This is a genomic window from Pseudomonas sp. H2_A10, from assembly GCF_054680085.1.
Window position 1 is genome coordinate 3,491,799 of the sequence record NZ_CP162821.1, and the last position, 23,056, is coordinate 3,514,854.

The following is a 23,056-nucleotide window of genomic DNA, read 5'->3' on the forward strand; positions in this document are numbered from 1 at the left end:
CTTCGATTCGCCAAGCTGAACACATTGGTGCATCTTAGAACGTCTAGGCGAGTTGGAGAATGCAATGACTGATAAAGCGTTCGCCCAGGCCGATCCTGAGTGGCTGGCCCTCATCGGTGCGGCCCGTGAATGGCTGTCCGGGCCTGTCGGGCAATTTCTGTTGGACGAAGAACGCCGCATGCTCGAAGACGAGCTGGAGCGTTTCTTTGGCGGTTACCTGGTGCATTACGGCCCTTCCGCGCAAACGCCGCCCTCTGCGCCGCAGGTGCAACGCAATGTGCGCCTGGGCGCGCCATTGCCGGGGGTGGAGATCGTCTGTGAAGAACAGGCCTGGCCTTTGAGCGAGCATGCGGCCGACGTGGTGGTGTTGCAGCATGGCCTGGACTTCTGCTTGTCGCCCCACGGTTTGCTGCGCGAAGCGGCGAGCAGCGTCCGGCCGGGTGGCCATTTGCTGATTGTTGGCATCAACCCCTGGAGTTCCTGGGGCCTGCGCCGCGTGTTCGCCCATGATGGCTTGCGTCGGGCGCGCTGCATCGCGCCGTCGCGGGTAGCGGACTGGTTGAACCTGCTGGGCTTCGCGCTGGAGAAACGCCGCTTCGGGTGCTATCGTCCGCCGCTTGCCTCGACCACGTGGCAGGGCCGCCTGGCCGGCTGGGAACGCCGCGCTGGCGCCTGGCAGCTGTCGGGCGGCGGCTTCTATCTGTTGGTGGCGCGCAAGATCGTGGTCGGGCTGCGGCCGGTGCGCCAGGTCGCGCGCCAGCCCATGGGCAAGCTGGTGCCGATGCCGATGGCCAAGGTCAACCGCAAGCAAAGCCAACCGTAAACCTCTTTCTGATTTCAGACCTGCCTGCTTTGATGGATGTAACCGATGACCGATAGCGTTGAACTCTTCACCGACGGCGCCTGCAAGGGCAACCCCGGCCCTGGCGGCTGGGGCGCCTTGCTGGTATGCAAGGGCGTCGAGAAGGAACTGTGGGGCGGCGAAGCCAATACCACCAACAACCGCATGGAGCTGATGGGCGCCATTCGCGGCCTGGAAGAACTCAAGCGTCGCTGTAGCGTACTGCTGGTGACCGACTCGCAATATGTGATGAAGGGCATCAACGAGTGGATGGTCAATTGGAAGAAGCGCGGCTGGAAAACCGCAGCCAAGGAACCGGTCAAAAATGCCGACCTGTGGCAGTTGCTCGATGAACAATGTAATCGCCATGACATCACCTGGAAGTGGGTGCGCGGCCACATCGGCCATCCCGGCAACGAACGCGCCGACCAACTCGCCAACCGTGGCGTGGACGAAGTGCGGGGCTACAAGCAGAGCTGACGTCGGCTGACGTGTTAACATCGCGCCCTTTGACGCACACCACACTGCACACCACACCGTTGAGAGCTGAACCCTGATGGCCATCCGATCTGTTGTACTCGATACCGAAACCACCGGCATGCCGGTGACCGACGGCCACCGGATCATTGAAATCGGCTGTGTTGAACTCATGGGTCGGCGCCTCACCGGGCGCCATTTCCACGTTTACCTGCAACCGGACCGCGACAGTGACGAAGGCGCGATCGGCGTCCACGGCATCACCGACGAATTCCTCAAGGGCAAGCCGCGTTTTGCCGAAGTGGCCGATGAGTTCTTCGAATTCATCAACGGCGCCCAGTTGATCATCCATAACGCGGCGTTCGACGTCGGCTTCATCAATAACGAATTTGCCCTGATGGGGCAGACCGATCGCGCGGATATCTCCAAGCACTGCTCGATCCTCGATACCTTGATGATGGCCCGTGAACGTCACCCAGGCCAACGCAACAGCCTCGATGCCTTGTGCAAGCGTTATGGCGTCGACAACTCCGGCCGTGAACTCCACGGCGCCTTGCTCGACTCCGAGATTCTCGCCGACGTTTACCTGACCATGACCGGCGGGCAGACCAGCCTGTCCCTGGCCGGTAATGCCTCCGACGGCGCGGGTTCGGCGGAAGGCTCGGGCAACCGTCCTTCGGAAATCCGTCGTTTGCCGGCCGATCGCAAGCCGACGCCCATCATTCGTGCCAGTGAGCAGGACCTGGCCGAGCACGCGGCACGGTTGGAAGCGATTGCAAAGTCGGCGGGTGCGCCGGCGCTCTGGACTCAACTGACCCAACACTGAGAGTGAGGTCAAGACGGTGGGAGGGAGCTTGCTTGCTCCCACAGTCGATCTCCCTTGCCGATGAAATCTTCATTCGCCACATCCGCGCCTAGCTTCTACCCTTGAGTGCATAGCCCTCAGGACTCCACGCCCTCATGTACAAAGACCTGAAGTTCCCTGTTCTTATTGTGCATCGCGACATCAAGGCCGACACCGTTGCCGGCGACCGGGTTCGAGGCATCGCCCGCGAGTTGGAACAAGAGGGCTTCAGTATTTTTTCCGCCGTGGACTACGCCGAAGGCCGGCTGGTGGCGTCCACCCATCATGGTTTGGCCTGCATGCTGATCGCCGCCGAAGGCGCCGGCGAAAATACCCACCTGCTGCAAAACATGGTTGAGCTGATCCGCCTTGCGCGGGTGCGGGCGCCGAACCTGCCGATCTTTGCCCTCGGCGAGCAAGTCACCCTGGAAAACGCTCCGGCCGATGCCATGAGCGAGCTCAACCAGTTGCGCGGTATTCTCTATTTGTTCGAAGACACCGTGCCGTTTCTAGCCCGGCAAGTGGCCCGCGCCGCACGCACCTACCTTGATGGCCTGCTGCCGCCATTCTTCAAGGCCTTGGTGCAGCACACCGCCGACTCCAATTATTCCTGGCACACCCCCGGCCATGGCGGCGGCGTGGCTTATCGCAAAAGCCCGGTAGGGCAGGCGTTCCACCAGTTTTTTGGGGAAAACACCCTGCGTTCGGACTTATCCGTATCAGTGCCCGAACTGGGGTCGCTGTTGGACCACACCGGGCCTCTGGCCGAAGCCGAGGCGCGTGCCGCACGCAACTTCGGCGCCGACCACACCTTCTTCGTGATCAATGGCACATCGACCGCCAACAAGATCGTCTGGCACTCCATGGTCGGCCGCGATGATCTGGTGCTGGTCGACCGCAACTGTCACAAATCGGTGTTGCACTCGATCATCATGACCGGCGCCATACCGCTGTACCTATGCCCTGAGCGTAACGAATTGGGCATCATCGGCCCCATCCCCTTGAGCGAATTCAGCCCTGAGTCGATCCGCGCCAAGATCGACGCCAGCCCCCTGGCCCGTGGCCGTTCGTCGAAAGTGAAGCTGGCCGTGGTCACCAACTCCACCTACGACGGCCTGTGCTATAACGCCGAGCTGATCAAGCAGCAACTGGGCAACAGTGTCGAGGTATTACACTTTGACGAAGCCTGGTACGCCTATGCGGCGTTTCACGAATTTTTCGCCGGGCGCTACGGCATGGGCACTTCGCGTACCCCGGAGAGCCCGCTGGTGTTCACCACCCATTCCACGCACAAGCTGCTGGCGGCGTTCAGCCAGGCTTCGATGATCCACGTGCAGGACGGCGGCGCGCGCCAGCTGGACCGTGACCGTTTCAACGAAGCCTTCATGATGCATATTTCCACCTCGCCCCAATACAGCATCATCGCCTCGCTGGACGTGGCCTCGGCGATGATGGAGGGCCCGGTCGGCCGTTCGTTGCTGCAGGAAATGTTCGACGAAGCCCTGAGCTTTCGCCGCGCCCTGGCTAACCTGCGTCAGCATATCGCCGCCGAGGACTGGTGGTTTTCCATCTGGCAGCCGCCCTCGGTGGCGGGTGTCGACCGCGTTATTACGGCGGACTGGCTGTTGCAGCCGCAGGATGATTGGCATGGCTTTGGGGATGTGGTCGAAGACTATGTGCTGCTCGATCCGATCAAGGTCACCCTGGTGATGCCCGGCCTGAATGCCGGTGGTGCCTTGAGCGATTGCGGGATTCCCGCGGCGGTGGTCAGTAAATTCCTTTGGGAACGCGGGCTGGTGGTGGAAAAGACCGGGCTGTATTCCTTCCTCGTGCTGTTTTCCATGGGTATCACCAAAGGTAAATGGAGTACCTTGCTCACCGAGTTGCTGGAATTCAAGCGCAGTTACGACGCAAATGTCAGCCTGGCCAGTTGTTTGCCTTCGGTGTTTGCCCAGGGCTCGACACGCTACCAGGGCCTGGGGTTGCGCGACCTCTGCGACCAGCTGCACAGCTGTTATCGCAGTAACGCCACCGCCAAACACCTCAAGCGCATGTACACGGTATTGCCGGACATTGCGATGAAACCGGCCGACGCCTACGACCAATTGGTCAGGGGCGAAGTGGAGGCAGTGTCCATTGATGCCTTGCCAGGGCGCATCGCAGCCGTGATGCTGGTGCCCTATCCGCCGGGCATCCCGTTGATCATGCCGGGCGAGCGCTTTACCGAGTCGACGCGCTCGATCATCGACTACCTGGCGTTTGCGCGCACGTTCGATAACAGTTTTCCCGGTTTTGTCGCAGACGTTCACGGGCTACAACACGAAGATGACGGCAGTGGTCGTTGTTACACCGTCGATTGCATCAAGGGTTAAGGATGTTTATGCAAGCTGTAATGAACCCGAAGTATCCAGGGCTCAGTGTGCGGGTCGCCGATGAAGGCTTCGACGCCTATGTGTGGGGCAATGATTTCAGTTTCGAGGTCAGCGCCTATGGAGTGCCGCAGATGGGCGCGCGCGTCGATAAGTGGCCAGTGGAACGCATTGTGCCGTACCGCAAGTGCTATGGGATTGACCCGGAGGAATTCGCCAGCTTTCGCGACGCCCCAGACAGTGCCATCTTCATGGCCTTCCTGGACGACTGCCCGGTGGGGCATATCGTGGTCAGCACCAATTGGAACGGTTTTGCCCATGTCGATGAACTGGCCGTGGCCTTGCCCGCGCGTCGCCACGGCGTCGCCAAGGCATTGCTGGACGTGGCGCAGTTCTGGAGCCGCAAGAAAAACCTGCCGGGCATGATGCTCGAAACCCAGAACAACAACCTTGGCGCCTGCCGTCTGTATGAACGTTGTGGCTATGTGATGGGCGGCATCGACCACTTGCGCTATCGCGGCATCGACCCGCAAACCCGTGAAGTGGCGATTTTCTGGTATCGCCTGTTCAAGACCGAAGCCGACCGGGGTTAGCTCACCAGCAGGCTTTCGGCCTTCTGGGTGACGATCTCCAGCAGCGCATTCAAGGCGGGTGAGGCTACGCCCTCCTTGAGCGTCAACGCATACAGGCTGACCATGATCGGCGGCGACACGGGGCACGCGTCCAGCCCGGCCTCGCGCGCGCCAAAGGCCGTAAACGGGTCGACAATCGCCAAGCCTTCTCCCGCCTCCACCATGCTGCGCATCATCTGGTAGGTCTGTACCCGTGTCTGCACCACCGGCAACGGTCGCAAGGCTTGCAGCTTGGCATCCAGCAGGCGGCTCAGCGGGTCGTGGCCCTCCAGCCCGATCATCGACTGCCCGGCCAGGTCCGGCAGCGCAATGTACTTCTGCTTGGGTTTGAGCCAGCCATGGGGCGCCAGCAATTGCAGTTTGCCCTGGGCCAGCACCGTGCTGTGGATTTGTGGATGTTCCGGATCATGCAGGCCCAGGCCCACATCGGCTTCGTGCAACAACAGGCTTCTGACGATTTCCCGGGTCGGCTGGCTCGACAGGTTGCACGGAGTGTCCTGGAAACGCCGGCGCAGCACGGCGATGCTTTGCGGTAGCAGTTGATTGGCCAGCGGCGGGGTGCACAGGGCGCGCAAGGTGGGGGCGTGATGGTGTTTGAGGCGGCCGGCCAGGCGTTGCACCGGCTCCAGCGCTTCGTACACATGGGCGATTTCTGCCTGCAGCTCCAGGGTTTCCCGGGTCGCCTGCAAACGTCCGCGCACGCTGGCGAACAACATGAAGCCCAATTGCAGCTCAGCCTCCTTGAGCGCTGCGTCCACATCGCCCACGGAGAGTTGCAACCATTCGGCGGCCGTGCCGAGGTGTCCGGTCTGCAAGATGGCCTGAATCACTTCGATATGACGTAAACGCATGGCCGGAGTCTATGTGCAGCGCGGTGGGTATTCAATGGCGCGAACCCGCCTGTGAAAAAAAGTGTGCGTAAAAAAGACGGTGTGGGTCGCTCAAGCCTATGGCGTTCGGTCGCGACCCCACTAAAATGGCGGGTCTGATCATCAACGACCAATGCCGGGTACCGGCACATACAACAAAAACAGGTCTGGTCTCATATGCTGATTCCCTCGACGTTCTTCGGGGTAACGGCCAAGCAACTGATGGTCCTGGTGACCGTGGGATGCGTGGCTGCTTATCTCTTGCGTAATCAAGACGACACCCCGCCGGAAAACCTCGCGCTTGAAGCGTTTATCCGTTCCCAGGAACAGGTGAGCGAGCAGGTGGGGACAGTGTTGGGGCTCACGCTGCTCAGGCAGGTGCAGGCGTACCCCGCGTACAACACGTCGGGCTACACGCGTTCGATGTACGCCGTGGAAGGGGAGCGGGGGCATTTGACGGTGACGCTCAAGCAGGATGAGCAGGGCATTGAACTCACGCAGATCCGCAGTCCCTGATCACGCCAGCCCAGTCAATGCCATCAATGGCCAGGACTGAGCAGGTCGTTAAGGCGAGATCTTATGACGCGAGGGTGGTTTGCGACTCGCGGACAAGAATAGTGCCCGACTGAATCAGTTTGAATTCATCGCCTTCCAGTTTTTCTACACGATCGCCAATGGCCAGCTTGTAGGTAGTGGTGGGCGCCGAGCCAGCCACGTCGCCTTGCGCCGGGTTGGATTCCTGGAATTCATGCACGGAATACACGCGGCCTTCCGCGTCTCTGGCATGGAACTGTCCGACAAGTACTGCTGCCATCTGTTTAGAACCTCTGGAGATAAAACACTCGATATATGGTTGTGTAGACCGTCATAAAGAGGCGTAGTTTGCCTACGGAAAAAAAATACTATTCGTTGAGGTTTTTGGACGTTTCCTACAGGGCATAGCCTGAGCCAAACGTCTGAAAGGTTCTCAAAACCTGCTGGTGATCACGCCACGAAGCCTCTATAACTACAAGCTCCTTTAATCAGACGTCGGGAACCCCCAATGAGCAAGGTCTACACGATTGCCGTCCTGGTTGGCAGCTTGAGAAAACAGTCGATCAACCGCAAGGTCGCCCTGGCATTGGCCGAACTGGCCCCTGCCAATCTGAAATTGAATATTGTGGAAATTGGCGATTTGCCGCTCTACAACGAGGACATCGACGGTGATTCACCGCCGGCAGCCTACAGTACTTTCCGCCAGCAAGTGAGCTCATCCGACGCGGTGCTGTTCGTGACCCCGGAATACAACCGTTCGGTACCGGCCCCGTTGAAAAACGCAATCGATGTAGGCTCGCGCCCTTACGGGCAAAGTGCCTGGAGCGGCAAGCCGGGCGCTATCATCAGCGTGTCGCCGGGTGCGATTGGCGGTTTCGGCGCCAACCATCACCTGCGCCAGTCCCTGGTATTCCTGGACGTGTGGTGCATGCAGCAGCCCGAAGCCTACCTGGGTGGCGCGGGCAGTGTGTTTGATGAGTCGGGCAAGGTATCGGAAAAGACCAAGCCGTTTTTGCAGGCGTTCATCGATGCCTACGGCCAGTGGGTGGAAAAACACAAGGGCTGACAGACGCAGGCGCCAAATGTGGGAGGGGCCTCCCACATTTGAATCAGCTTTGAGTCAGCGCAGCCAGTTGGTGCGTGCCAGCTCGATCACTTCATCCCCGCGCCCACTCATCACCGCCTTGAGCATATACAGGCTGAACCCCTTGGCCTGTTCCAGCTTGATGCTCGGCGGCATCACCAGTTCCTGGGTGGCGGTCACCACGTCCACCAGCACCGGGCCGTCATGGGCCAGGGCGCGGCGCAAGGCCGGTTCCAGCTCTTCGGATTGCTCCACGCGGATACCGAGAATGCCCATGGCGTTGGACATGGCCGCAAAATCCGGGTTTTTCAGCTCGGTGCCGGCCTCCAGATAACCGGCGGCCTTCATTTCCATGGCGACAAAACCCAGGGATGAGTTATCGAACACGATGACTTTTACCGGCAATTTCAACTGCGCCAGTGAGATGAAGTCGCCCATCAACATGGCGAAACCGCCGTCGCCCGACATCGAAATCACCTGCCGGCCCGGGAACGCAGCCTGCGCGCCAATGGCCTGGGGCATGGCGTTGGCCATGGACCCATGGTTGAACGAGCCGATCAGGCGGCGCTTGCCGTTCATTTTCAGATAGCGCGCCGCCCACACCGTGGGCGAACCGACGTCGGCGGTGAAGATTGCATCCTCGTCCGCCAGTTCGCTGAGCAACCGCGCCACATATTGCGGATGAATCGGCCGATTGGCCTTGGACGGTTGGGCCAGGTCATCCAAGCCCTGGCGGGCTTTTTCATAATGCTTCAAGGAGGTGTCGAGAAAGCGGCGATCCGTCTTGCGGGTCAGGCGCGGCAACAGGGCGTCGAGGGTTTCACCTACATCGGCGGCGATCCCTAGGTCCAGCGTGGCGCGACGGCCGAGGGCCTGCGGGTTGCGGTCGACCTGGATGATTTTCGCGGCGGTGGGGTAGAACTGGCGATAGGGGAAGTCAGTGCCGAGCATGATCAGCGTGTCGCAATTGAGCATGGCGTGATAGCCCGAGCTGAAGCCGATCAGGCCGGTCATGCCCACGTCGAACGGGTTGTCCCATTCCACATGCTCCTTGCCGCGCAGGGCATGCACCACTGGGGCGCCCAGCGTATCGGCCAGCGCCACCACTTGTGCATGGGCGCCGGCGCAACCGCTGCCGCACAGCAACGTGACTTTGTCACTGCCCTTGAGGATTTCGCTCAATTGCACCAGGTCGGCTTCGGCCGGCAACGTGCGCGGCGCGTTCAGTACCGGCCAAGGCTTGAGCGTGTCTTCGACTTCCAGCAACGACACGTCCCCCGGAATCACCACCACCGCCACGCCGCGATTGAGGATCGCCGAGCGCATGGCACGGTGCAGCACGTGGGGCATCTGTTCGGGGTTGGTCACCAGTTCGATAAAGTGGCTGCACTCCTTGAACAATTCCTGGGGATGGGTTTCCTGGAAATAGTTGAGACCAATCTCTGAGGAGGGGATCTGCGCGGCAATCGCCAGCACCGGCACATGGTTGCGATGACAGTCGAACAGGCCATTGATCAGGTGCAGGTTGCCCGGCCCACAACTGCCGGCGCATACCGTCAGCTCACCGGTGGTCGCGGCCTCGGCACCGGCGGCGAACGCGGCGACTTCTTCGTGGCGCACGTGCATCCATTCGATGCTGTCCATGCTGCGCAACGCATCGGTGAGGCCATTGAGGCTGTCGCCGGTCAGGCCCCAGATGCGCTTGATACCCGCCTGTTCAAGGGTGGTCGCCAGTTGCTGGGCCAGGTTGATTTTCGCCATGAGGCACTCCAATCGTCAGTGAGGTTAAGAACAGCTGATCAATAGGGGACAGTTCGATCACGGCGAATGCTGCGCCTTTAATGTGAAGATTGCTTCATGGCCGCACGATATTGCCGGGTGCGGCGCGCGGTAAACCACTGGTCGCACGCCAGGGCCAGCCAAGGGGCGACGTTGGGGTTGGGGCGGCGGCCACGGCTCAAGCGGCGCATCTGGTCACGCACCACGGCCAGGGTGGCGAGTGAGGCGAGGGGCTTGCGCTTCCAGTCGATAGGCTTGAGTTGCGGGTCGAGGTCGCGACCTGCGCGCCACTGTTTGATCAACTGCGGTTCCAGGGTCAGGGCGGTGGCGATCCCGGCCATGGCGATGCCGCTATCGAGTACTTGCTGCACGATTGGTAGGCGTCGGATGCCGCCGGTGACCATCAGCGGCATGCGAGCGACACTGGCCATTTGCGCGGCAAATTCGAGGAAGTACGCTTCTCGGGCCAGCGTGCGGCCGTCCCGCGCTTCGCCTTGCATGGCCGGCGCTTCATAGCTGCCGCCGGACAATTCCAATAAATCGATGGGCAATGGATTGAGCATCTCTACCACCGCGCGCGCATCGGCCTCATCGAAGCCGCCGCGTTGGAAATCCGCTGAATTGAGTTTTACCGACACGCAAAACGCCGGGCTGACGCTAGCGCGCACGGCGTGGATCACTTCCAGCAACAGCCGCGCGCGGTTCTCCAGCGTGCCGCCCCAGCAGTCGGTGCGGTGGTTGCTCAGCGGGGAGAGGAACTGGCTCAGCAAGTAGCCGTGCGCCCCGTGGATCTGCACCCCGCTGAACCCGGCTTTCTCGGCCAGGCGCGCACTGGTGGCGAAGCGCTGGATCACGTCCTGGATCTCGTCTTCGCTCATGGCCTTGGGTGTGGCGAACATCTTGGAAAAACTGCCCAGGTCAAGGGCGAGGGCCGATGGCGCGAGGGCTTGTTGACCCAGGTTGGCCATGGTCTGGCGCCCTGGGTGGCTCAGCTGTACCCAGAAGTGCACGCCCTTGGCCCTGGCCACGTCGGCCCATTCGCGAAAGCTGCCCAAGTGTTGTTCGTTTTCCAGCGCAACGCCGCCGGGGCCGGTCATCGCACGCCGGTCGATCATCACGTTGCCGGTGATCAGCAGGCCGGGTTCGCCGTCCGCCCAGGTCTTGTACAACTGCTTCAATTCGCGGGACGGTGCCTGATTGATATCGGCCATGTTTTCTTCCATCGCCGCCTTGGCGATGCGGTTTGAAATGATTTGGCCATTGGGCAGTTGCAGCGCTTCAAAGGGTGACATGGGTTGACTCCTTAGCGGGGGAGGCCCCAGGCTAAGCTTAAAGTTAACTTTAATGTCAAGCAGGTGTTGTGATGAATATTGGTGAGCTGGCAAAACAGAGCGGCCTGGCAGCATCGCGTATCCGCTTTTATGAAGCCGAAGGGCTGATCAGCCAGGTGGGCCGCCAGGCCAACGGTTATCGGCGCTATGCGCCCGAAGCCTTGCAGACGCTGCAATTGATCCAGAGCGCGCAACAGGCCGGGTTCACCTTGCAGGAACTCAAGGCGTTGATGCCGGCTCCCGGCGAGCACAAGCGCGAGGAATTGATTGAGGCATTGGAGCGCAAGGTGGCGCAGATCGAAGTGATGCAGGCGCAGTTGGCGCACAACAAGGCGCAATTGCTGGGCGTGATCGAAGCGGTACGGGCGCAGCCGGAAGGCGTGCCGTGCTCCATGGGGCAGAAACAGGTGCTGGCGTCGATCAAGATCAACCCGCCATCCTGAACGTGAGGAGTTTGCACTGTGAGAGGGGGCTTGCTCCCGATGACGGAGTTTCAGTTACCGGATAAGTAGCTGAACCACCGCTATCGGGAGCAAGCCCCCTCGCACATTTGTTACTCAGCGTCGGCGAAAGAGTGGTAGCGGTTCGTCCGTTGCGGCCTGATAGGTCACCGAGAAGTCCTTGAGGCTTTCCAGCGCTTCGTACGGGTCTTTGTCGGCGCGCAGGGCGAAGGCATCGAACCCGCAGCGGCGCAGGTAAAACAGTTGGTCGCGCAGCACATCGCCAATCGCACGCAGCTCGCCTTTGTAACCGTAGCGGTCACGCAGCAGGCGTGCGTTGGAGTAGTTGCGCCCATCGGTAAAGGCCGGGAAGTTCAGGGCGATGACTTGGAAGTGCTGCACGTCATCACCGATTTCTTCGGCTTCTTCATCCGCGTCCAGCCACACACCCAGGCCACCGTCACGGGCCTTGAGGGCGTGGCCGTGTTCGCGCCACAGCGCCAACGGCACGATCAGGTCGTCGCAGTTGGAAATACCGTCGAAGCTCGCGTCCTTGGGCAGCAGGTGCCAGGTTTCGTCGACGACTTCGTTGTTCTTAATGATTCGCTGCATAGACGCGCTCCTTGAACAGGTCAATGCCGATGCGCTGGTAGGTATCGATGAAACGCTCATCTTCGGTGCGCTGTTCGATGTACACATCGATCAGTTTGCCGATCACCTCGGGCATGGCTTCCTGGGCGAAGGACGGGCCGAGGATCTTGCCCAGGCTCGCGTCGCGGCTGGCGCTGCCACCCAGGGACACTTGGTAGAATTCTTCGCCTTTCTTGTCCACGCCCAGGATGCCGATGTGGCCGACGTGGTGGTGACCACAGGCGTTCATGCAACCGGAGATGTTCAGGTCCAGCTCGCCGATGTCGAACAGGTAGTCCAAGTCGTCGAAACGGCGTTGGATCGATTCGGCGATCGGGATCGACTTGGCGTTGGCCAGGGAGCAGAAATCACCCCCCGGGCAGCAGATGATGTCGGTCAGCAGGCCGATGTTCGGCGTGGCGAAGCCGCCTTCACGCAGTTCGCCCCACAGGGTGAACAGTTGGCTCTGCTCAACGTCTGCCAGGATGATGTTCTGCTCGTGGGAGGTGCGCAGTTGGCCGAAGCTGTAGCGTTCGGCCAGGTCGGCCACGGCGTCCAGTTGCTTGTCGGTGATATCGCCAGGGGCGACGCCGGTGGGCTTGAGCGACAGGGTCACGGCCACATAGCCCGGCTTTTTGTGCGCCAGGGTGTTGCGCACACGCCAGCGGGCAAAGCCTGGGTGCTGTTGGTCGAGCGCGGCGAGTTCGGCGTCCTGGTTGCTCAGGGCCTTGTACTCGGGGTCGACGAAATGCTTGGCGACGCGATGCACTTCGGCTTCGGTCAGGGTGGTCTGGCCGCCGCGCAGGTGTTCCATCTCGGCGTCTACCTTCTGGGCGAACACCTCGGGGGTCAGCGCCTTGACCAGGATCTTGATCCGGGCCTTGTATTTGTTGTCGCGACGGCCGTAGCGGTTGTAGACCCGCAGGATCGCGTCGAGGTAGCTCAACAGGTCCGGCCATGGCAGAAACTCGTTGATGAACGCGCCGACCACTGGCGTACGGCCCAGGCCGCCACCCACCAGCACACGGAAGCCCAGTTCGCCTGCGGCGTTGTACACCGGCTCCAGGCCGATGTCGTGGACTTCGATGGCCGCACGGTCCGAGGTCGAGCCGTTGATGGCGATCTTGAACTTGCGCGGCAGGTAGGCGAATTCCGGGTGGAAGGTGGTCCATTGACGGACGATTTCGCACCACGGGCGCGGGTCGATCAGTTCGTCGGCGGCAACGCCGGCGAATTGGTCGGTGGTCACGTTACGCAGGCAGTTGCCGCTGGTCTGAATGGCGTGCATCTGCACGGTCGCCAGCTCAGCCAGGATGTCCGGCACATCTTCCAGTGCCGGCCAGTTGAACTGCACGTTCTGGCGGGTACTGATGTGGGCGTAGCCTTTGTCGAAGTCGCGGGCAATCTTGGCCATCATGCGTGTCTGGCGCGAAGTCAACTGGCCGTAGGGCACGGCCACCCGCAGCATCGGCGCAAAGCGCTGCACATAAAGGCCATTTTGCAGGCGCAGAGGGCGGAACTCTTCTTCGCTCAGTTCACCTGCCAGATAGCGTCGGGTCTGATCACGGAACTGCTTGACGCGGTCCTCGATGATGCGCTGATCGTATTCGTCGTATACGTACATATAGGTCCTGTTCTCGGCAAATCTGCGCGCACGGCCGCGCACTCCCAACGGAGCCGGCGCACGATACCAGTTTGCGTTTATGCGCAAAAGTGATGTTTGAGTATATGCACATAACCAAAATGACTAATGAGAAGGTTTATCGCGATACCCACATTTGTCATGCGGGCAATCCTGGACTTTACTGTGCTCGTGTCTTAGTGCAATCACCTATAAAACCGACAAGAGGCGATGCGATGAGCAATCCGACTAAAGCCCGTAAACCCGACAGTACCGTGGACGCCTGGGCCATCCTGTTCTTGATCATCCTGGTAGTGGGAACCGCTGTGTTCTGGGTCAGCCATCAATAAGCAGGGTTGCCTGAACCTCGATTGACAGCCGCATTGCCACTATCATGGCGGCTTCTTTTGAAGGTTCAAGCCAGCATGTTGAAGGTTCTGATTGCGTCTGTGGGGTTGTGGGGAGCGACCTTCGGGTTGATGGCCCATGCGACATCGGTGGTGTTTCTCAACCCAGGCACGTCGACGGAAACCTTCTGGGTCGGCTACACGCAGTTCATGCAGGCCGCGGCCAAGGACCTCGGCCTGGATTTGCGTGTGCGTTATGCCGAGCGCGATAACCAGAACACCTTGAGCCAGGCGCGTGAAGCTCTTCAAGGCGGCCGGCGGCCCGATTACCTGGTGCTGGTCAATGAGCAATACGTGGCGCCCCAGGTCCTGCGCATGGCGCAGGGCAGCGGGGTGAAGTTGCTGATGGTCAACAGCACGCTGACGGCCGACCAGGCGCACCTGTTGGGCGCCCAAAGCGGCATTGATGTGATCGGCAGCCTGGTCGCCGATGACGAACGGGCCGGCTACCTGATGCTCGTTGACCTGTTGCGTCAGCACGGCCCCATTGCACCGGGCGAATCCCTCGACCTGTTGGCGTTTTCCGGGGTCAAGACCACGCCGGGCGCGCAGCTGCGCGAGCAGGGCTTGCGCCGGGCGCTGGCCGAACATCCCCAGGTGCGACTGCGCCAGTTGGTTTACGGCGAGTGGACCCGCGAACGCGCCTTTGAGCAGGCCACGCAGCTGTTCAAGCGCTATCCGCAGACCACGCTGGTGTGGTCTGCCAATGACCAGATGGCGCTGGGTGCCATGCAAGCGCTTGAGGACAGCGGGCGATCGCCGGGCAAGGACGTCCTGTTCAGCGCGGTCAACAGCTCGCCGCAGATCCTGCAGGCGCGCCTGGACGGGCGCTTGTCGAGCCTGGTCGCCGGGCATTTCACCCTGGGCGGGTGGGCCATGGTGCTGATCAACGATGATGCCAAGGGCATAGATATCCGCCGTCATCGGGACCACGAACCGCAGGTGGCGCTGTTCGAACTGATAGACCCGGCCCAGGCGCGACAGCTGCTTGAACTCCAGGCCAAACACCACTATCGCGTGAACTTCAAGGCGCTTTCGGCGCAGGTCAAGCCCGAGGGTTATCGTTACCCGTTCGGCTTGGAATTGTTGATGCGTTAAGCGTGCGCCTGTGTGCCTTAAACCCCGGCCAGGTGCAGCACCAGTTTGACGATACCGAATAGCGTCAGGGCAAACACCCCCGTGAATAGAATGCCCAGCATCACAAAGTGGCTGGGCTTGCCGTGGGTAAAGTCGCGGGCGCGGTTCTTGCCGCTTTGCACGCCGAAGGCGGCGGCCACCACGCTGTGCAGCATCTGCCAGAAGGAAGGCGGTTTGTTATTGACTGGATCGTCCATAAGTCCCTCGACACCCGGTGTGTGAGGGACAGCATAGACAATCCTGGCGGGCTTAGTTGTCGTAGCCCAGGTTGGGCGCCAGCCAGCGCTCGGTCACGGCCAGGTCCTGGCCTTTGCGCGCGGTGTAGCTCGTGACTTGGTCTTTGTCGACTTTACCCACCGCAAAGTACTGCGCCTGCGGGTGGGCGAAGTACCAGCCGCTCACCGCCGCCGCCGGGAACATCGCGTAGTGTTCGGTCAGGAACACACCGCTGCGACCGGCCTGCATTTCGCGGGCCTCGGGGTCGAGCAATTGGAACAGCTGGGCCTTCTCGGTGTGATCCGGACACGCCGGGTAACCGGGGGCAGGGCGGATGCCGCTGTATTGCTCTTTGATCAGCGCCTCGTTATCCAGCTGCTCGTCTTTGGCGTAGCCCCAGTAATCTTTACGCACTTGCTGGTGCAACCATTCGGCGCAGGCTTCGGCCAGGCGGTCGGCGAGGGCCTTGACCATGATCGAGTTGTAGTCGTCGCCCGCGTCCTGGTAAGCCTTGGCCACTGCCTCGGCGCCGATGCCGGCGGTGGTAATGAAACCACCGATGTAGTCGGTGATGCCGCTGTCCTTGGGCGCGACGAAGTCGGCCAGGGAGAAGTTCGGTTTGCCGTCGGTCTTGATGATCTGTTGGCGCAGGTGGTGCAGCCTGGCAATCGGCTGGCCGTCGTCACCGTAGACTTCCAGGTCATCGTCCCGCACCTGGTTGGTCGGCCAGAAACCGAACACGGCACGTGCGCTGATCAGCTTTTCATCGATCAGCTTGCGCAGCATTTCGCGGGCGTCGGCATACAGCGCGGTGGCGGCTTCACCCACCACTTCGTCAGTGAGGATGCGCGGGAATTTACCGGCCAGGTCCCAGGAGATAAAGAACGGTGTCCAGTCGATGTACTCGGCCAGAACGTTGAGGTCGATGTTGTCCAGCACCTTGGCGCCGGTAAACGTCGGCACAACCGGGGTATAGCTGCTCCAGTCGAACTGCGGCTTTTTGGCGATGGCCGCCGGGTAACTCAGGCGTTCGGTGCGGGCGCTGCGGTTGGAGGTGCGCTCGCGTACGTCGATGTATTCCAGGCGGGTTTTCTCGACGAAGCCGGCCTTCAGTTCCTTGGACAGCAACTGCGTGGCCACGCCCACTGCGCGCGAGGCGTCGGTGACGTAGATCACCGCATCGTTGCTGTACTTGGGCTCGATCTTCACCGCCGTGTGCGCCTTGGAGGTGGTCGCGCCGCCGATCATCAGCGGCAGGTGGAAATCCTGGCGCTGCATCTCACGGGCCACGTGCACCATCTCGTCCAGGGACGGCGTAATCAGCCCGGACAGGCCGATAATGTCGCACTTCTGCTCTTTGGCGACTTGCAGGATCTTCTCTGCCGGTACCATCACGCCCAAATCGACGATGTCATAACCGTTGCAACCGAGCACCACGCCGACGATGTTCTTGCCGATGTCGTGTACGTCACCCTTTACCGTGGCCATCAGGATTTTGCCCTTGGCCTGCGGCTTGTCGCCTTTTTCCAGTTCGATGAACGGGATCAGATGGGCCACGGCCTGTTTCATGACACGGGCGGATTTGACCACCTGCGGCAGGAACATTTTGCCGGCGCCGAACAGGTCGCCGACGATGTTCATGCCGGACATCAGCGGACCTTCGATCACTTCGATCGGGCGCGCGAACGACAGCCGCGACTCCTCGGTGTCCTCGACGATATGCGTGGTGATGCCCTTGACCAGCGCGTGTTCCAGGCGCTTGTTCACCGGCCAGCCACGCCATTCTTCGGTTTCGGCTTCCTTGACGCTGCCGTCGCCCTTGTACTTGTCGGCGATGGCGAGCAGGGCGTCGGTGCCGTCCGGGGTGCGGTTGAGCACCACGTCTTCCACCGCGTCGCGCAGCTCGGCCGGGATCTGGTCGTAGATCTCCAGCTGGCCGGCGTTGACGATGCCCATGGTCAGGCCGTTGCGAATGGCGTACAGCAGGAACACCGAGTGGATCGCCTCGCGCACCGGGTTGTTGCCGCGGAACGAGAACGACACGTTGGACACGCCGCCCGAGGTCAGCGCGTACGGCAGTTCGTCACGGATATAGGCGCAAGCGTTGATGAAGTCGACGGCGTAGTTGTTGTGCTCCTCGATGCCTGTGGCGACCGCAAAAATGTTCGGGTCGAAGATGATGTCTTCCGGCGGGAAGCCGACTTCATTCACCAGGATGTCGTAGGAGCGTTTGCAGATCTCTTTCTTGCGTGCTTCGGTGTCGGCCTGGCCGGCTTCGTCGAAGGCCATCACCACCACCGCGGCGCCGTAGCGCTTGCACAGCTTGGCATGGTGAATGAACTGCTCCACGCCTTCCTTCATGCTGATGGAGTTGACGATGCCCTTGCCCTGGATGCACTTGAGGCCGGCTTCGATCACGTCCCACTTGGAGGAGTCGATCATGATCGGCACGCGGGAGATATCCGGCTCGCCGGCGATCAGATTGAGGAAGGTCACCATGGCCTTCTTCGAATCGAGCATGCCCTCGTCCATGTTGATGTCGATCACCTGGGCGCCGGCTTCAACCTGCTGCAGCGCGACTTCCAGGGCTTCGGTGTAGTTGTCCTCGCGAATCAGGCGGGCGAACTTGGCGGAACCGGTGATGTTGGTGCGCTCGCCGACGTTGACGAACAGCGAGCTGCGATCGATGGTGAACGGCTCCAGGCCCGACAGGCGGCAGGCCTTGGGAATGTCCGGGATCGGGCGCGGGGCATAACCGGCCACGGCCTTGGCGATGGCTTCGATGTGGCCTGGGGTGGTGCCGCAGCAGCCGCCGACAATGTTCAGGAAGCCGCTCTGGGCGAACTCTTCGATGACCTTGGCGGTTTGCGACGGCAGTTCGTCGTACTCGCCGAATTCGTTGGGCAGGCCGGCGTTGGGGTGCGCCGAGACGTGAGTGTTGGCCTTGTTGGACAGCTCTTCCAGATAAGGGCGCAGTTCGCTGGCGCCGAGTGCGCAGTTCAAACCGACCGAGATCGGCTTGGCGTGGGCCACGGAGTTCCAGAACGCTTCGGTGGTCTGGCCCGACAGCGTACGGCCGGAGGCGTCGGTGATGGTGCCGGAGATCATGATCGGCAGTTCGATGCCCAGTGCTTCAAACACCCCTTGCACGGCGAAGATCGCAGCCTTGGCATTGAGGGTGTCGAAGATGGTCTCGATCAGGATCAGGTCGGCGCCGCCTTCGATCAGGCCTTTGGTGGCTTCGGTGTAGTTTTCCACCAGCTCATCGAAGGTCACGTTGCGGTAGCCGGGGTTGTTCACATCCGGCGACAGCGAGCAGGTACGGCTGGTCGGGCCGAGCACGCCGGCGACGAAGCGTGGCTTGGCCGGGTTCTCGGCGGTCTTGGCGTCGGCGATCTTGCGTGCCAGGCGTGCGCCTTCGACGTTCAGCTCGTAGGCCAGCTCTTCCATGCCGTAGTCGGCCATGGAAATGCGCGTGGCATTGAAGGTGTTGGTTTCGAGGATGTCGGCGCCGGCATCCAGATAAGCCTTCTCGATGCCGCCGATCACGTCCGGACGGGTGATCACCAGCAGGTCGTTGTTACCCTTGACGTCGCTCGGCCAGTCGGCGAAGCGTTTGCCACGGTAATCGTGCTCTTCCAGTTTATAGCTCTGGATCATCGTGCCCATGCCGCCGTCGAGGATCAGGATGCGTTCCTTGAGGGCGTGGTGAAGGGCTTGCAGACGAGCGCTACGATCGGACATGGGACTACTCTGGTCAGGCATTACGGAGGGGGTGGATCATAGCAAACCTGTGCGGATTTGCGGCATGTGCGGGTTTTGCATGAATATCGCTCATGTTGGGCGGAGTCATGGCCCGGTAGAATCACCGCCACTTTTTTACCGCACGTATTGATCGGGACCGGATACATGTCACTTCGTCTTATCGTCAGCGCCTTCCTGGCCTTGATTGCCAGCGCTGCCCAGGCTGAAGGTCCCGCGCCGGCGATCTCCTACACCCGCGATATCCAACCGATCTTCACCGAAAAGTGCGTGGCCTGTCACGCCTGCTACGACTCCGCCTGCCAGCTCAACCTGGGCAGCGCCGAAGGGGCGGCGCGCGGCGCGAGCAAAGTCCCGGTGTACGACGGCGAGCGTAGCCAGGCCACGCCGACTACCCGTTTGTTCTATGACGCCTTCGGCAAACAGGCGTGGCGGCAGAAGGGCTTTTATTCGGTGCTCGACGCCCAGGGCAGCCAGGCCGCGCTGATGGCGCGCATGCTGGAGTTGGGCCATAACGCGCCGTTGCAACCCAACGCCAAGCTGCCCGAAGACATCGTGCTGGGCTTGAATCGCGAAAACACGTGCGCCATGCCCGCCGAGTTCAACGCCTACGCCGGCAGCCATCCCAAAGAAGGCATGCCGTTGGCGGTCACCGGCCTGACTGACCAGCAATATCAAACCCTGCAACGCTGGCTGGCCTCCGGCGCGCCCATCGATGAACAGGGCCTGGCGCCGAGTGCCAGCGAAGCCTTGCAAGTGCAGCAGTGGGAAAACCTGTTCAACCAGCCAGGCGCCCGTGAAAGCCTGGTGGCGCGCTGGCTGTACGAGCATTTGTTTCTCGCCCATCTCTACTTTGAGGGCGGCGAGCCGGGGCATTTCTTCCAGTGGGTGCGCTCGCGTACGCCAAGCGGGCAGCCGATCGACTTGATCAATACCCGCCGTCCGAATGACGACCCCGGCACCCGCGTGTATTACCGCCTGTGGCCGGTGCAGGGCGTGATCGTGCATAAAACCCACATCACTTACCCGTTCAGTGCGCAGAAGATGGCGCGCATCAAGGCGCTGTTCTACGCCGGCAACTGGCAGGTCAGCGCCTTGCCGGGCTATGGGCCGGGGCGTCGGGCCAACCCGTTCGACACGTTCGAAGCTATCCCGGCCAAGGCCCGTTACCAGTTCATGCTGGATAACGCCGAATATTTCGTGCGCACCTTCATTCGCGGGCCGGTGTGCCGGGGGCAGATCGCCACGGACGTGATCCGCGACAATTTCTGGGCGCTGTTCCAAGACCCTGACCATGATTTGTATATCACCGATGCGCGGTATCGCGGCCAGGCGACGCCGTTGTTGGCCATGCCGGGGCAAAACGACGACGTGGGCAGCGTGCTGAGCCTGTGGCTGGCTCTACCGCGACAAGCGCAACGAATATGAAGCGCTGCGCCGCGACAGTTACGCCGATTTGCCACCGCCGAGCTGGTCAAGCCTGTGGGCGGGTAACGACAATGCCTTGCTGAGCATCTTCCGTCACTTTGACAGCGCGTCGGTGACCAAGGGCCTGATCGGCGAAGTGCCGCAGACGATGTGGTTATTCGATTACCCCCTGTTGGAGCGCACCTATTATCAGTTGGCGGTGAATTTCGATGTGTTCGGCAACGTCTCGCACCAGGCCCAGACCCGCCTGTACTTCGACCTGATCCGCAACGGCGCGGAGCAGAACTTCCTGCGCCTGATGCCTGCCGACACCCGCGACGGGTTTATGGACGACTGGTACCAGAACAGCGGCAAGATCAAACTCTGGCTGGACTACGAAGCCATCGACGACGACAAGCCGAGCGGTCTGCACCTGGATGAAAAAGACCCCAAGCGCGACTTTGCCAACCAGTTGCTCACCCGTTACGGCGATTTGAATGCCAGCCCGGACCCGATCAACCGTTGCGCGGGCGCCTATTGCTCACGCAACGGTATCTCCGCGACGTTGCAGGATGTGGAACAGGCCCTCAGTCGCCTGACCTCGCGCCCGGCGGCGGGGCTCAAGGTGATCGATCAATTGCCCGAAGCGACGATGTTGCGTATCGAGACCGCCAGCGGCCAGCGCATGGTCTACAGCCTGCTGCGCAACCGTGCCCACAGTAACGTGGCGTTCCTGCTGGGTGAGGCCTATCGCTATCAGTCGGGCCTGGATACCTTGACCGTTTACCCGGGCGTGCTCAGCAGCTACCCCAACTTCATGTTCAATATCCCGGCCCGGGAAGTGCCTGCATTCGTTGCGCAGATGGAACAGGCCAAGGACGCCAAGCAGTTCGAAGCCATCGTTGATCGTTGGGGCGTGCGCCGCAGCCATCCGCTGTTCTGGCAGTATTTCCATGATTTGTCGCAGTACATCCGCGAGACAACGCCTGTGGAAGAGGGGGTGTTGGACATGAATCGTTATGAAAACCTCTGACAGGCAGGTCGACGCTTTTCCGACAAAAATACTCGGACTTTGTACCTGCGTAATATTTTGGCGTAAACTGCCGGCAAGCCTGTGAGGAGTTTCCATGACTGCCATAACCATTACCGACGCCGCCCACGATTACCTGGCCGACCTGCTGTCCAAGCAGAACACCCCAGGAATCGGTATCCGCGTCTTCATCACCCAGCCCGGCACCCAGTACGCCGAGACCTGCATTGCCTACTGCAAGCCTGGTGAAGAGAAGCCTGAAGACACCGCCCTGGGGCTGAAAAGCTTCACCGCGTACATCGACAGCTTCAGCGAAGCCTTCCTTGATGACGCCGTGGTCGACTACGCCACCGACCGTATGGGCGGCCAGTTGACCATCAAGGCGCCCAACGCCAAGGTGCCGAATGTCAACGCCGACAGCCCGGTCAACGAGCGCATCAACTACTACCTGCAGACCGAGATCAACCCGGGGCTTGCCAGCCACGGCGGCCAGGTCAGCTTGATCGACGTCGTCGAAGACGGCATCGCTGTCCTCAAGTTCGGCGGCGGCTGCCAAGGCTGCGGCCAGGCCGACGTGACCTTGCGTGAAGGCATCGAGCGCACCTTGCTCGAGCGTATTCCGGAGCTCAAGGGTGTACGTGACGTGACCGACCATACGCAGAAAGAAAACGCCTACTACTGAGTAAGGCGTTCACTGCGAAAATAAAAAACGGCGCCCCGTGAGCGCCGTTTTTTATACTTTTAATTCAGTGGGTTACGTTGTTTATCTCAGACGGAAGATTAGGTGTGGGGCTTGCTTCCGATAGCGGTGCCTCAGTCGCCTCGACCGCTGGCTGATACACGCATCTGGTAAAAAAGCTAAGGTCGATAAAGATGCGCATGCCCAGCCCGATACAGCGATGACTCGCTGAAACTGTCATTGGCCAGCACCCGACCCACCACAATCAGCGCCGTGCGCCGAAAGCCCTTGGCGGCGACTTTGCCGGCGATATCAGCGAGCGTGCCGACCGCCCAATCCTGGTCCGGCCACGTCGCGCGGTGCACCACGGCAATCGGGCAATCCGCGCCGTAATGCGGCAACAGCTCGGTGACGATCTTTTCCAGATGATTGACCCCCAGGTGAATCGCCATGGTCGTGCCGTGGCGGGCCAGGCTGTCGAAGTCTTCGCCGACCGGCATGCTGGTTTTATCGGCGTAGCGCGTCAGGATCACGCTTTGGGCGATGTCCGGCAGGGTCAGTTCGGCCTCCAGCAACGCAGCGCAGGCCGCCACTGCGGTGACGCCGGGGATGATCTGGAAGGGAATGTCCCATTCGCGCAACTGGCGGATTTGCTCGCCAATCGCGCCGTACAGGCTCGGGTCGCCGGAATGCACACGTGCCACGTCCTGGCCTTTGGCATGGGCGGCCTTGATCAGGTCGATGATTTGCTCCAGGTGCAATTCGGCGCTGTTGACCACCTGTTCCGCCTGATGGCCGTCCAATACCGCTGCGGGCACCAGGGAGCCGGCGTAAATGATCACCGGGCAACTGCGGATCAACCGTTGGCCCTTGATGGTAATCAATTCCGGGTCGCCGGGGCCGGCGCCGATGAAGTAGACGGTCATGGAGAGTTCCTGTCGAAAAACGGGCGAGCATGAAGGATGCT

At 61.1% G+C, this 23,056-nt stretch carries 19 protein-coding genes and 1 pseudogene; 11 read left to right on the forward strand and 9 right to left on the reverse strand.

The features are described 5' to 3' along the window. Nucleotides 1-64: 64 nt before the first annotated feature. The 5 genes from AB4O23_RS16310 (at nt 65) to AB4O23_RS16330 (ending at nt 5,124) form a co-directional block, all read left to right on the forward strand. The gene (locus tag AB4O23_RS16310; RefSeq protein WP_017528574.1) at nt 65-823 is read left to right on the forward strand and encodes a class I SAM-dependent methyltransferase; all 759 of its coding nucleotides are present in this window, start codon (nt 65-67) and stop codon (nt 821-823) included. A 45-nt stretch (nt 824-868) separates the two neighbouring features. Further along, complete coding sequence (rnhA, locus tag AB4O23_RS16315; RefSeq protein WP_017528573.1) at nt 869-1,321, forward strand: ribonuclease HI; 453 nt, start codon at nt 869-871, stop codon at nt 1,319-1,321. Nucleotides 1,322-1,403: 82 nt separating this feature from the next. Continuing rightward, nucleotides 1,404-2,144, forward strand: a complete 741-nt coding sequence (gene dnaQ, locus AB4O23_RS16320) for a DNA polymerase III subunit epsilon (RefSeq protein ID WP_175404218.1) — start codon at nt 1,404-1,406, stop codon at nt 2,142-2,144. Between the two features lie 134 nt (nt 2,145-2,278). Further along, the gene (locus AB4O23_RS16325) at nt 2,279-4,534 is read left to right on the forward strand and encodes an Orn/Lys/Arg family decarboxylase (protein ID WP_460069516.1); all 2,256 of its coding nucleotides are present in this window, start codon (nt 2,279-2,281) and stop codon (nt 4,532-4,534) included. Between the two features lie 20 nt (nt 4,535-4,554). Beyond that, on the forward strand, nt 4,555-5,124 hold the full coding sequence (locus AB4O23_RS16330; RefSeq protein WP_017528570.1) for a GNAT family N-acetyltransferase: 570 nt from the start codon (nt 4,555-4,557) through the stop codon (nt 5,122-5,124). On the opposite strand, the gene AB4O23_RS16335 is transcribed toward AB4O23_RS16330, so the two are convergent. After that, nucleotides 5,121-6,014, reverse strand: coding sequence for a LysR substrate-binding domain-containing protein (locus AB4O23_RS16335; RefSeq protein WP_017528569.1), 894 nt, complete (start codon nt 6,012-6,014; stop codon nt 5,121-5,123). The genes AB4O23_RS16330 and AB4O23_RS16335 overlap by 4 nt on opposite strands. Before the next feature lie 195 nt (nt 6,015-6,209). Between AB4O23_RS16335 and AB4O23_RS16340 the strand changes: the two genes are divergently transcribed. After that, entirely contained in the window at nt 6,210-6,548 is a 339-nt protein-coding gene (locus AB4O23_RS16340) for a hypothetical protein (RefSeq protein ID WP_017528568.1), read from the forward strand. A 61-nt stretch (nt 6,549-6,609) separates the two neighbouring features. Here AB4O23_RS16340 and AB4O23_RS16345 read toward each other — a convergent pair whose 3' ends face one another. After that, nucleotides 6,610-6,846: a hypothetical protein gene (locus AB4O23_RS16345; protein WP_068937269.1), complete on the reverse strand. Its 237-nt coding sequence runs from the start codon at nt 6,844-6,846 to the stop codon at nt 6,610-6,612. A gap of 228 nt (nt 6,847-7,074) precedes the next feature. Between AB4O23_RS16345 and AB4O23_RS16350 the strand changes: the two genes are divergently transcribed. After that, nucleotides 7,075-7,632, forward strand: coding sequence for an NADPH-dependent FMN reductase (locus tag AB4O23_RS16350; RefSeq protein WP_017528567.1), 558 nt, complete (start codon nt 7,075-7,077; stop codon nt 7,630-7,632). 54 nt (nt 7,633-7,686) lie between these two features. On the opposite strand, the gene poxB is transcribed toward AB4O23_RS16350, so the two are convergent. Together poxB and AB4O23_RS16360 are read right to left on the reverse strand one after the other, a co-directional pair. Next, nucleotides 7,687-9,411 carry a ubiquinone-dependent pyruvate dehydrogenase gene (gene poxB / locus AB4O23_RS16355; RefSeq protein ID WP_460150195.1) on the reverse strand — a complete coding sequence of 575 codons (1,725 nt, stop codon included), beginning with the start codon at nt 9,409-9,411 and terminating at the stop codon, nt 7,687-7,689. A gap of 77 nt (nt 9,412-9,488) precedes the next feature. Further along, a complete protein-coding gene (locus AB4O23_RS16360; protein WP_116078523.1) occupies nt 9,489-10,721 on the reverse strand; it encodes an NADH:flavin oxidoreductase/NADH oxidase family protein in 1,233 nt (410 codons plus the stop codon). Nucleotides 10,722-10,792: 71 nt separating this feature from the next. On the opposite strand from AB4O23_RS16360, the gene AB4O23_RS16365 reads away from it, so the two are divergent. After that, nucleotides 10,793-11,203, forward strand: coding sequence for a MerR family transcriptional regulator (locus AB4O23_RS16365; RefSeq protein WP_017528564.1), 411 nt, complete (start codon nt 10,793-10,795; stop codon nt 11,201-11,203). A 114-nt stretch (nt 11,204-11,317) separates the two neighbouring features. On the opposite strand, the gene AB4O23_RS16370 is transcribed toward AB4O23_RS16365, so the two are convergent. Both AB4O23_RS16370 and AB4O23_RS16375 read right to left on the reverse strand, forming a co-directional pair. After that, entirely contained in the window at nt 11,318-11,812 is a 495-nt protein-coding gene (locus AB4O23_RS16370; protein ID WP_017528563.1) for a DUF934 domain-containing protein, read from the reverse strand. Next, the gene (locus AB4O23_RS16375; protein WP_065878862.1) at nt 11,796-13,454 is read right to left on the reverse strand and encodes a nitrite/sulfite reductase; all 1,659 of its coding nucleotides are present in this window, start codon (nt 13,452-13,454) and stop codon (nt 11,796-11,798) included. Before AB4O23_RS16375 ends, AB4O23_RS16370 begins: the two co-directional genes overlap by 17 nt. 422 nt (nt 13,455-13,876) lie before the next feature. Here AB4O23_RS16375 and AB4O23_RS16380 point away from each other — a divergent pair, with 422 nt between their 5' ends. Continuing rightward, nucleotides 13,877-14,956, forward strand: a complete 1,080-nt coding sequence (locus tag AB4O23_RS16380; protein ID WP_460069509.1) for an ABC transporter substrate-binding protein — start codon at nt 13,877-13,879, stop codon at nt 14,954-14,956. Between the two features lie 17 nt (nt 14,957-14,973). Here AB4O23_RS16380 and AB4O23_RS16385 read toward each other — a convergent pair whose 3' ends face one another. Together AB4O23_RS16385 and metH are read right to left on the reverse strand one after the other, a co-directional pair. Next, entirely contained in the window at nt 14,974-15,192 is a 219-nt protein-coding gene (locus AB4O23_RS16385; RefSeq protein WP_065878864.1) for a DUF2970 domain-containing protein, read from the reverse strand. 52 nt (nt 15,193-15,244) lie between these two features. After that, the gene (gene metH / locus AB4O23_RS16390; RefSeq protein WP_135196818.1) at nt 15,245-18,955 is read right to left on the reverse strand and encodes a methionine synthase; all 3,711 of its coding nucleotides are present in this window, start codon (nt 18,953-18,955) and stop codon (nt 15,245-15,247) included. 165 nt (nt 18,956-19,120) lie between these two features. On the opposite strand from metH, the pseudogene AB4O23_RS16395 reads away from it, so the two are divergent. Together AB4O23_RS16395 and nfuA are read left to right on the forward strand one after the other, a co-directional pair. Beyond that, nucleotides 19,121-21,413 (forward strand): annotated as a pseudogene (locus AB4O23_RS16395) (fatty acid cis/trans isomerase). A 94-nt stretch (nt 21,414-21,507) separates the two neighbouring features. Beyond that, entirely contained in the window at nt 21,508-22,092 is a 585-nt protein-coding gene (nfuA, locus tag AB4O23_RS16400; protein WP_017528557.1) for a Fe-S biogenesis protein NfuA, read from the forward strand. A 176-nt stretch (nt 22,093-22,268) separates the two neighbouring features. On the opposite strand, the gene cobM is transcribed toward nfuA, so the two are convergent. Further along, entirely contained in the window at nt 22,269-23,015 is a 747-nt protein-coding gene (gene cobM, locus AB4O23_RS16405) for a precorrin-4 C(11)-methyltransferase (protein WP_017528556.1), read from the reverse strand. Nucleotides 23,016-23,056: the final 41 nt, after the last annotated feature.

Coding starts and splice junctions, on each gene's coding strand:
- AB4O23_RS16370 (WP_017528563.1), bottom strand. CDS start 11,812: ATGCAGCGAATCATTAAGAACAACGAAGTCGTCGACGAAACCTGGCAC.
- AB4O23_RS16380 (WP_460069509.1), top strand. CDS start 13,877: ATGTTGAAGGTTCTGATTGCGTCTGTGGGGTTGTGGGGAGCGACCTTC.
- AB4O23_RS16385 (WP_065878864.1), bottom strand. CDS start 15,192: ATGGACGATCCAGTCAATAACAAACCGCCTTCCTTCTGGCAGATGCTG.
- AB4O23_RS16340 (WP_017528568.1), top strand. CDS start 6,210: ATGCTGATTCCCTCGACGTTCTTCGGGGTAACGGCCAAGCAACTGATG.
- AB4O23_RS16325 (WP_460069516.1), top strand. CDS start 2,279: ATGTACAAAGACCTGAAGTTCCCTGTTCTTATTGTGCATCGCGACATC.
- nfuA (WP_017528557.1), top strand. CDS start 21,508: ATGACTGCCATAACCATTACCGACGCCGCCCACGATTACCTGGCCGAC.
- AB4O23_RS16365 (WP_017528564.1), top strand. CDS start 10,793: ATGAATATTGGTGAGCTGGCAAAACAGAGCGGCCTGGCAGCATCGCGT.
- AB4O23_RS16350 (WP_017528567.1), top strand. CDS start 7,075: ATGAGCAAGGTCTACACGATTGCCGTCCTGGTTGGCAGCTTGAGAAAA.
- AB4O23_RS16335 (WP_017528569.1), bottom strand. CDS start 6,014: ATGCGTTTACGTCATATCGAAGTGATTCAGGCCATCTTGCAGACCGGA.
- cobM (WP_017528556.1), bottom strand. CDS start 23,015: ATGACCGTCTACTTCATCGGCGCCGGCCCCGGCGACCCGGAATTGATT.
- AB4O23_RS16360 (WP_116078523.1), bottom strand. CDS start 10,721: ATGTCACCCTTTGAAGCGCTGCAACTGCCCAATGGCCAAATCATTTCA.
- rnhA (WP_017528573.1), top strand. CDS start 869: ATGACCGATAGCGTTGAACTCTTCACCGACGGCGCCTGCAAGGGCAAC.
- AB4O23_RS16310 (WP_017528574.1), top strand. CDS start 65: ATGACTGATAAAGCGTTCGCCCAGGCCGATCCTGAGTGGCTGGCCCTC.
- AB4O23_RS16345 (WP_068937269.1), bottom strand. CDS start 6,846: ATGGCAGCAGTACTTGTCGGACAGTTCCATGCCAGAGACGCGGAAGGC.
- metH (WP_135196818.1), bottom strand. CDS start 18,955: ATGTCCGATCGTAGCGCTCGTCTGCAAGCCCTTCACCACGCCCTCAAG.
- AB4O23_RS16330 (WP_017528570.1), top strand. CDS start 4,555: ATGAACCCGAAGTATCCAGGGCTCAGTGTGCGGGTCGCCGATGAAGGC.
- poxB (WP_460150195.1), bottom strand. CDS start 9,411: ATGGCGAAAATCAACCTGGCCCAGCAACTGGCGACCACCCTTGAACAG.
- AB4O23_RS16375 (WP_065878862.1), bottom strand. CDS start 13,454: ATGTACGTATACGACGAATACGATCAGCGCATCATCGAGGACCGCGTC.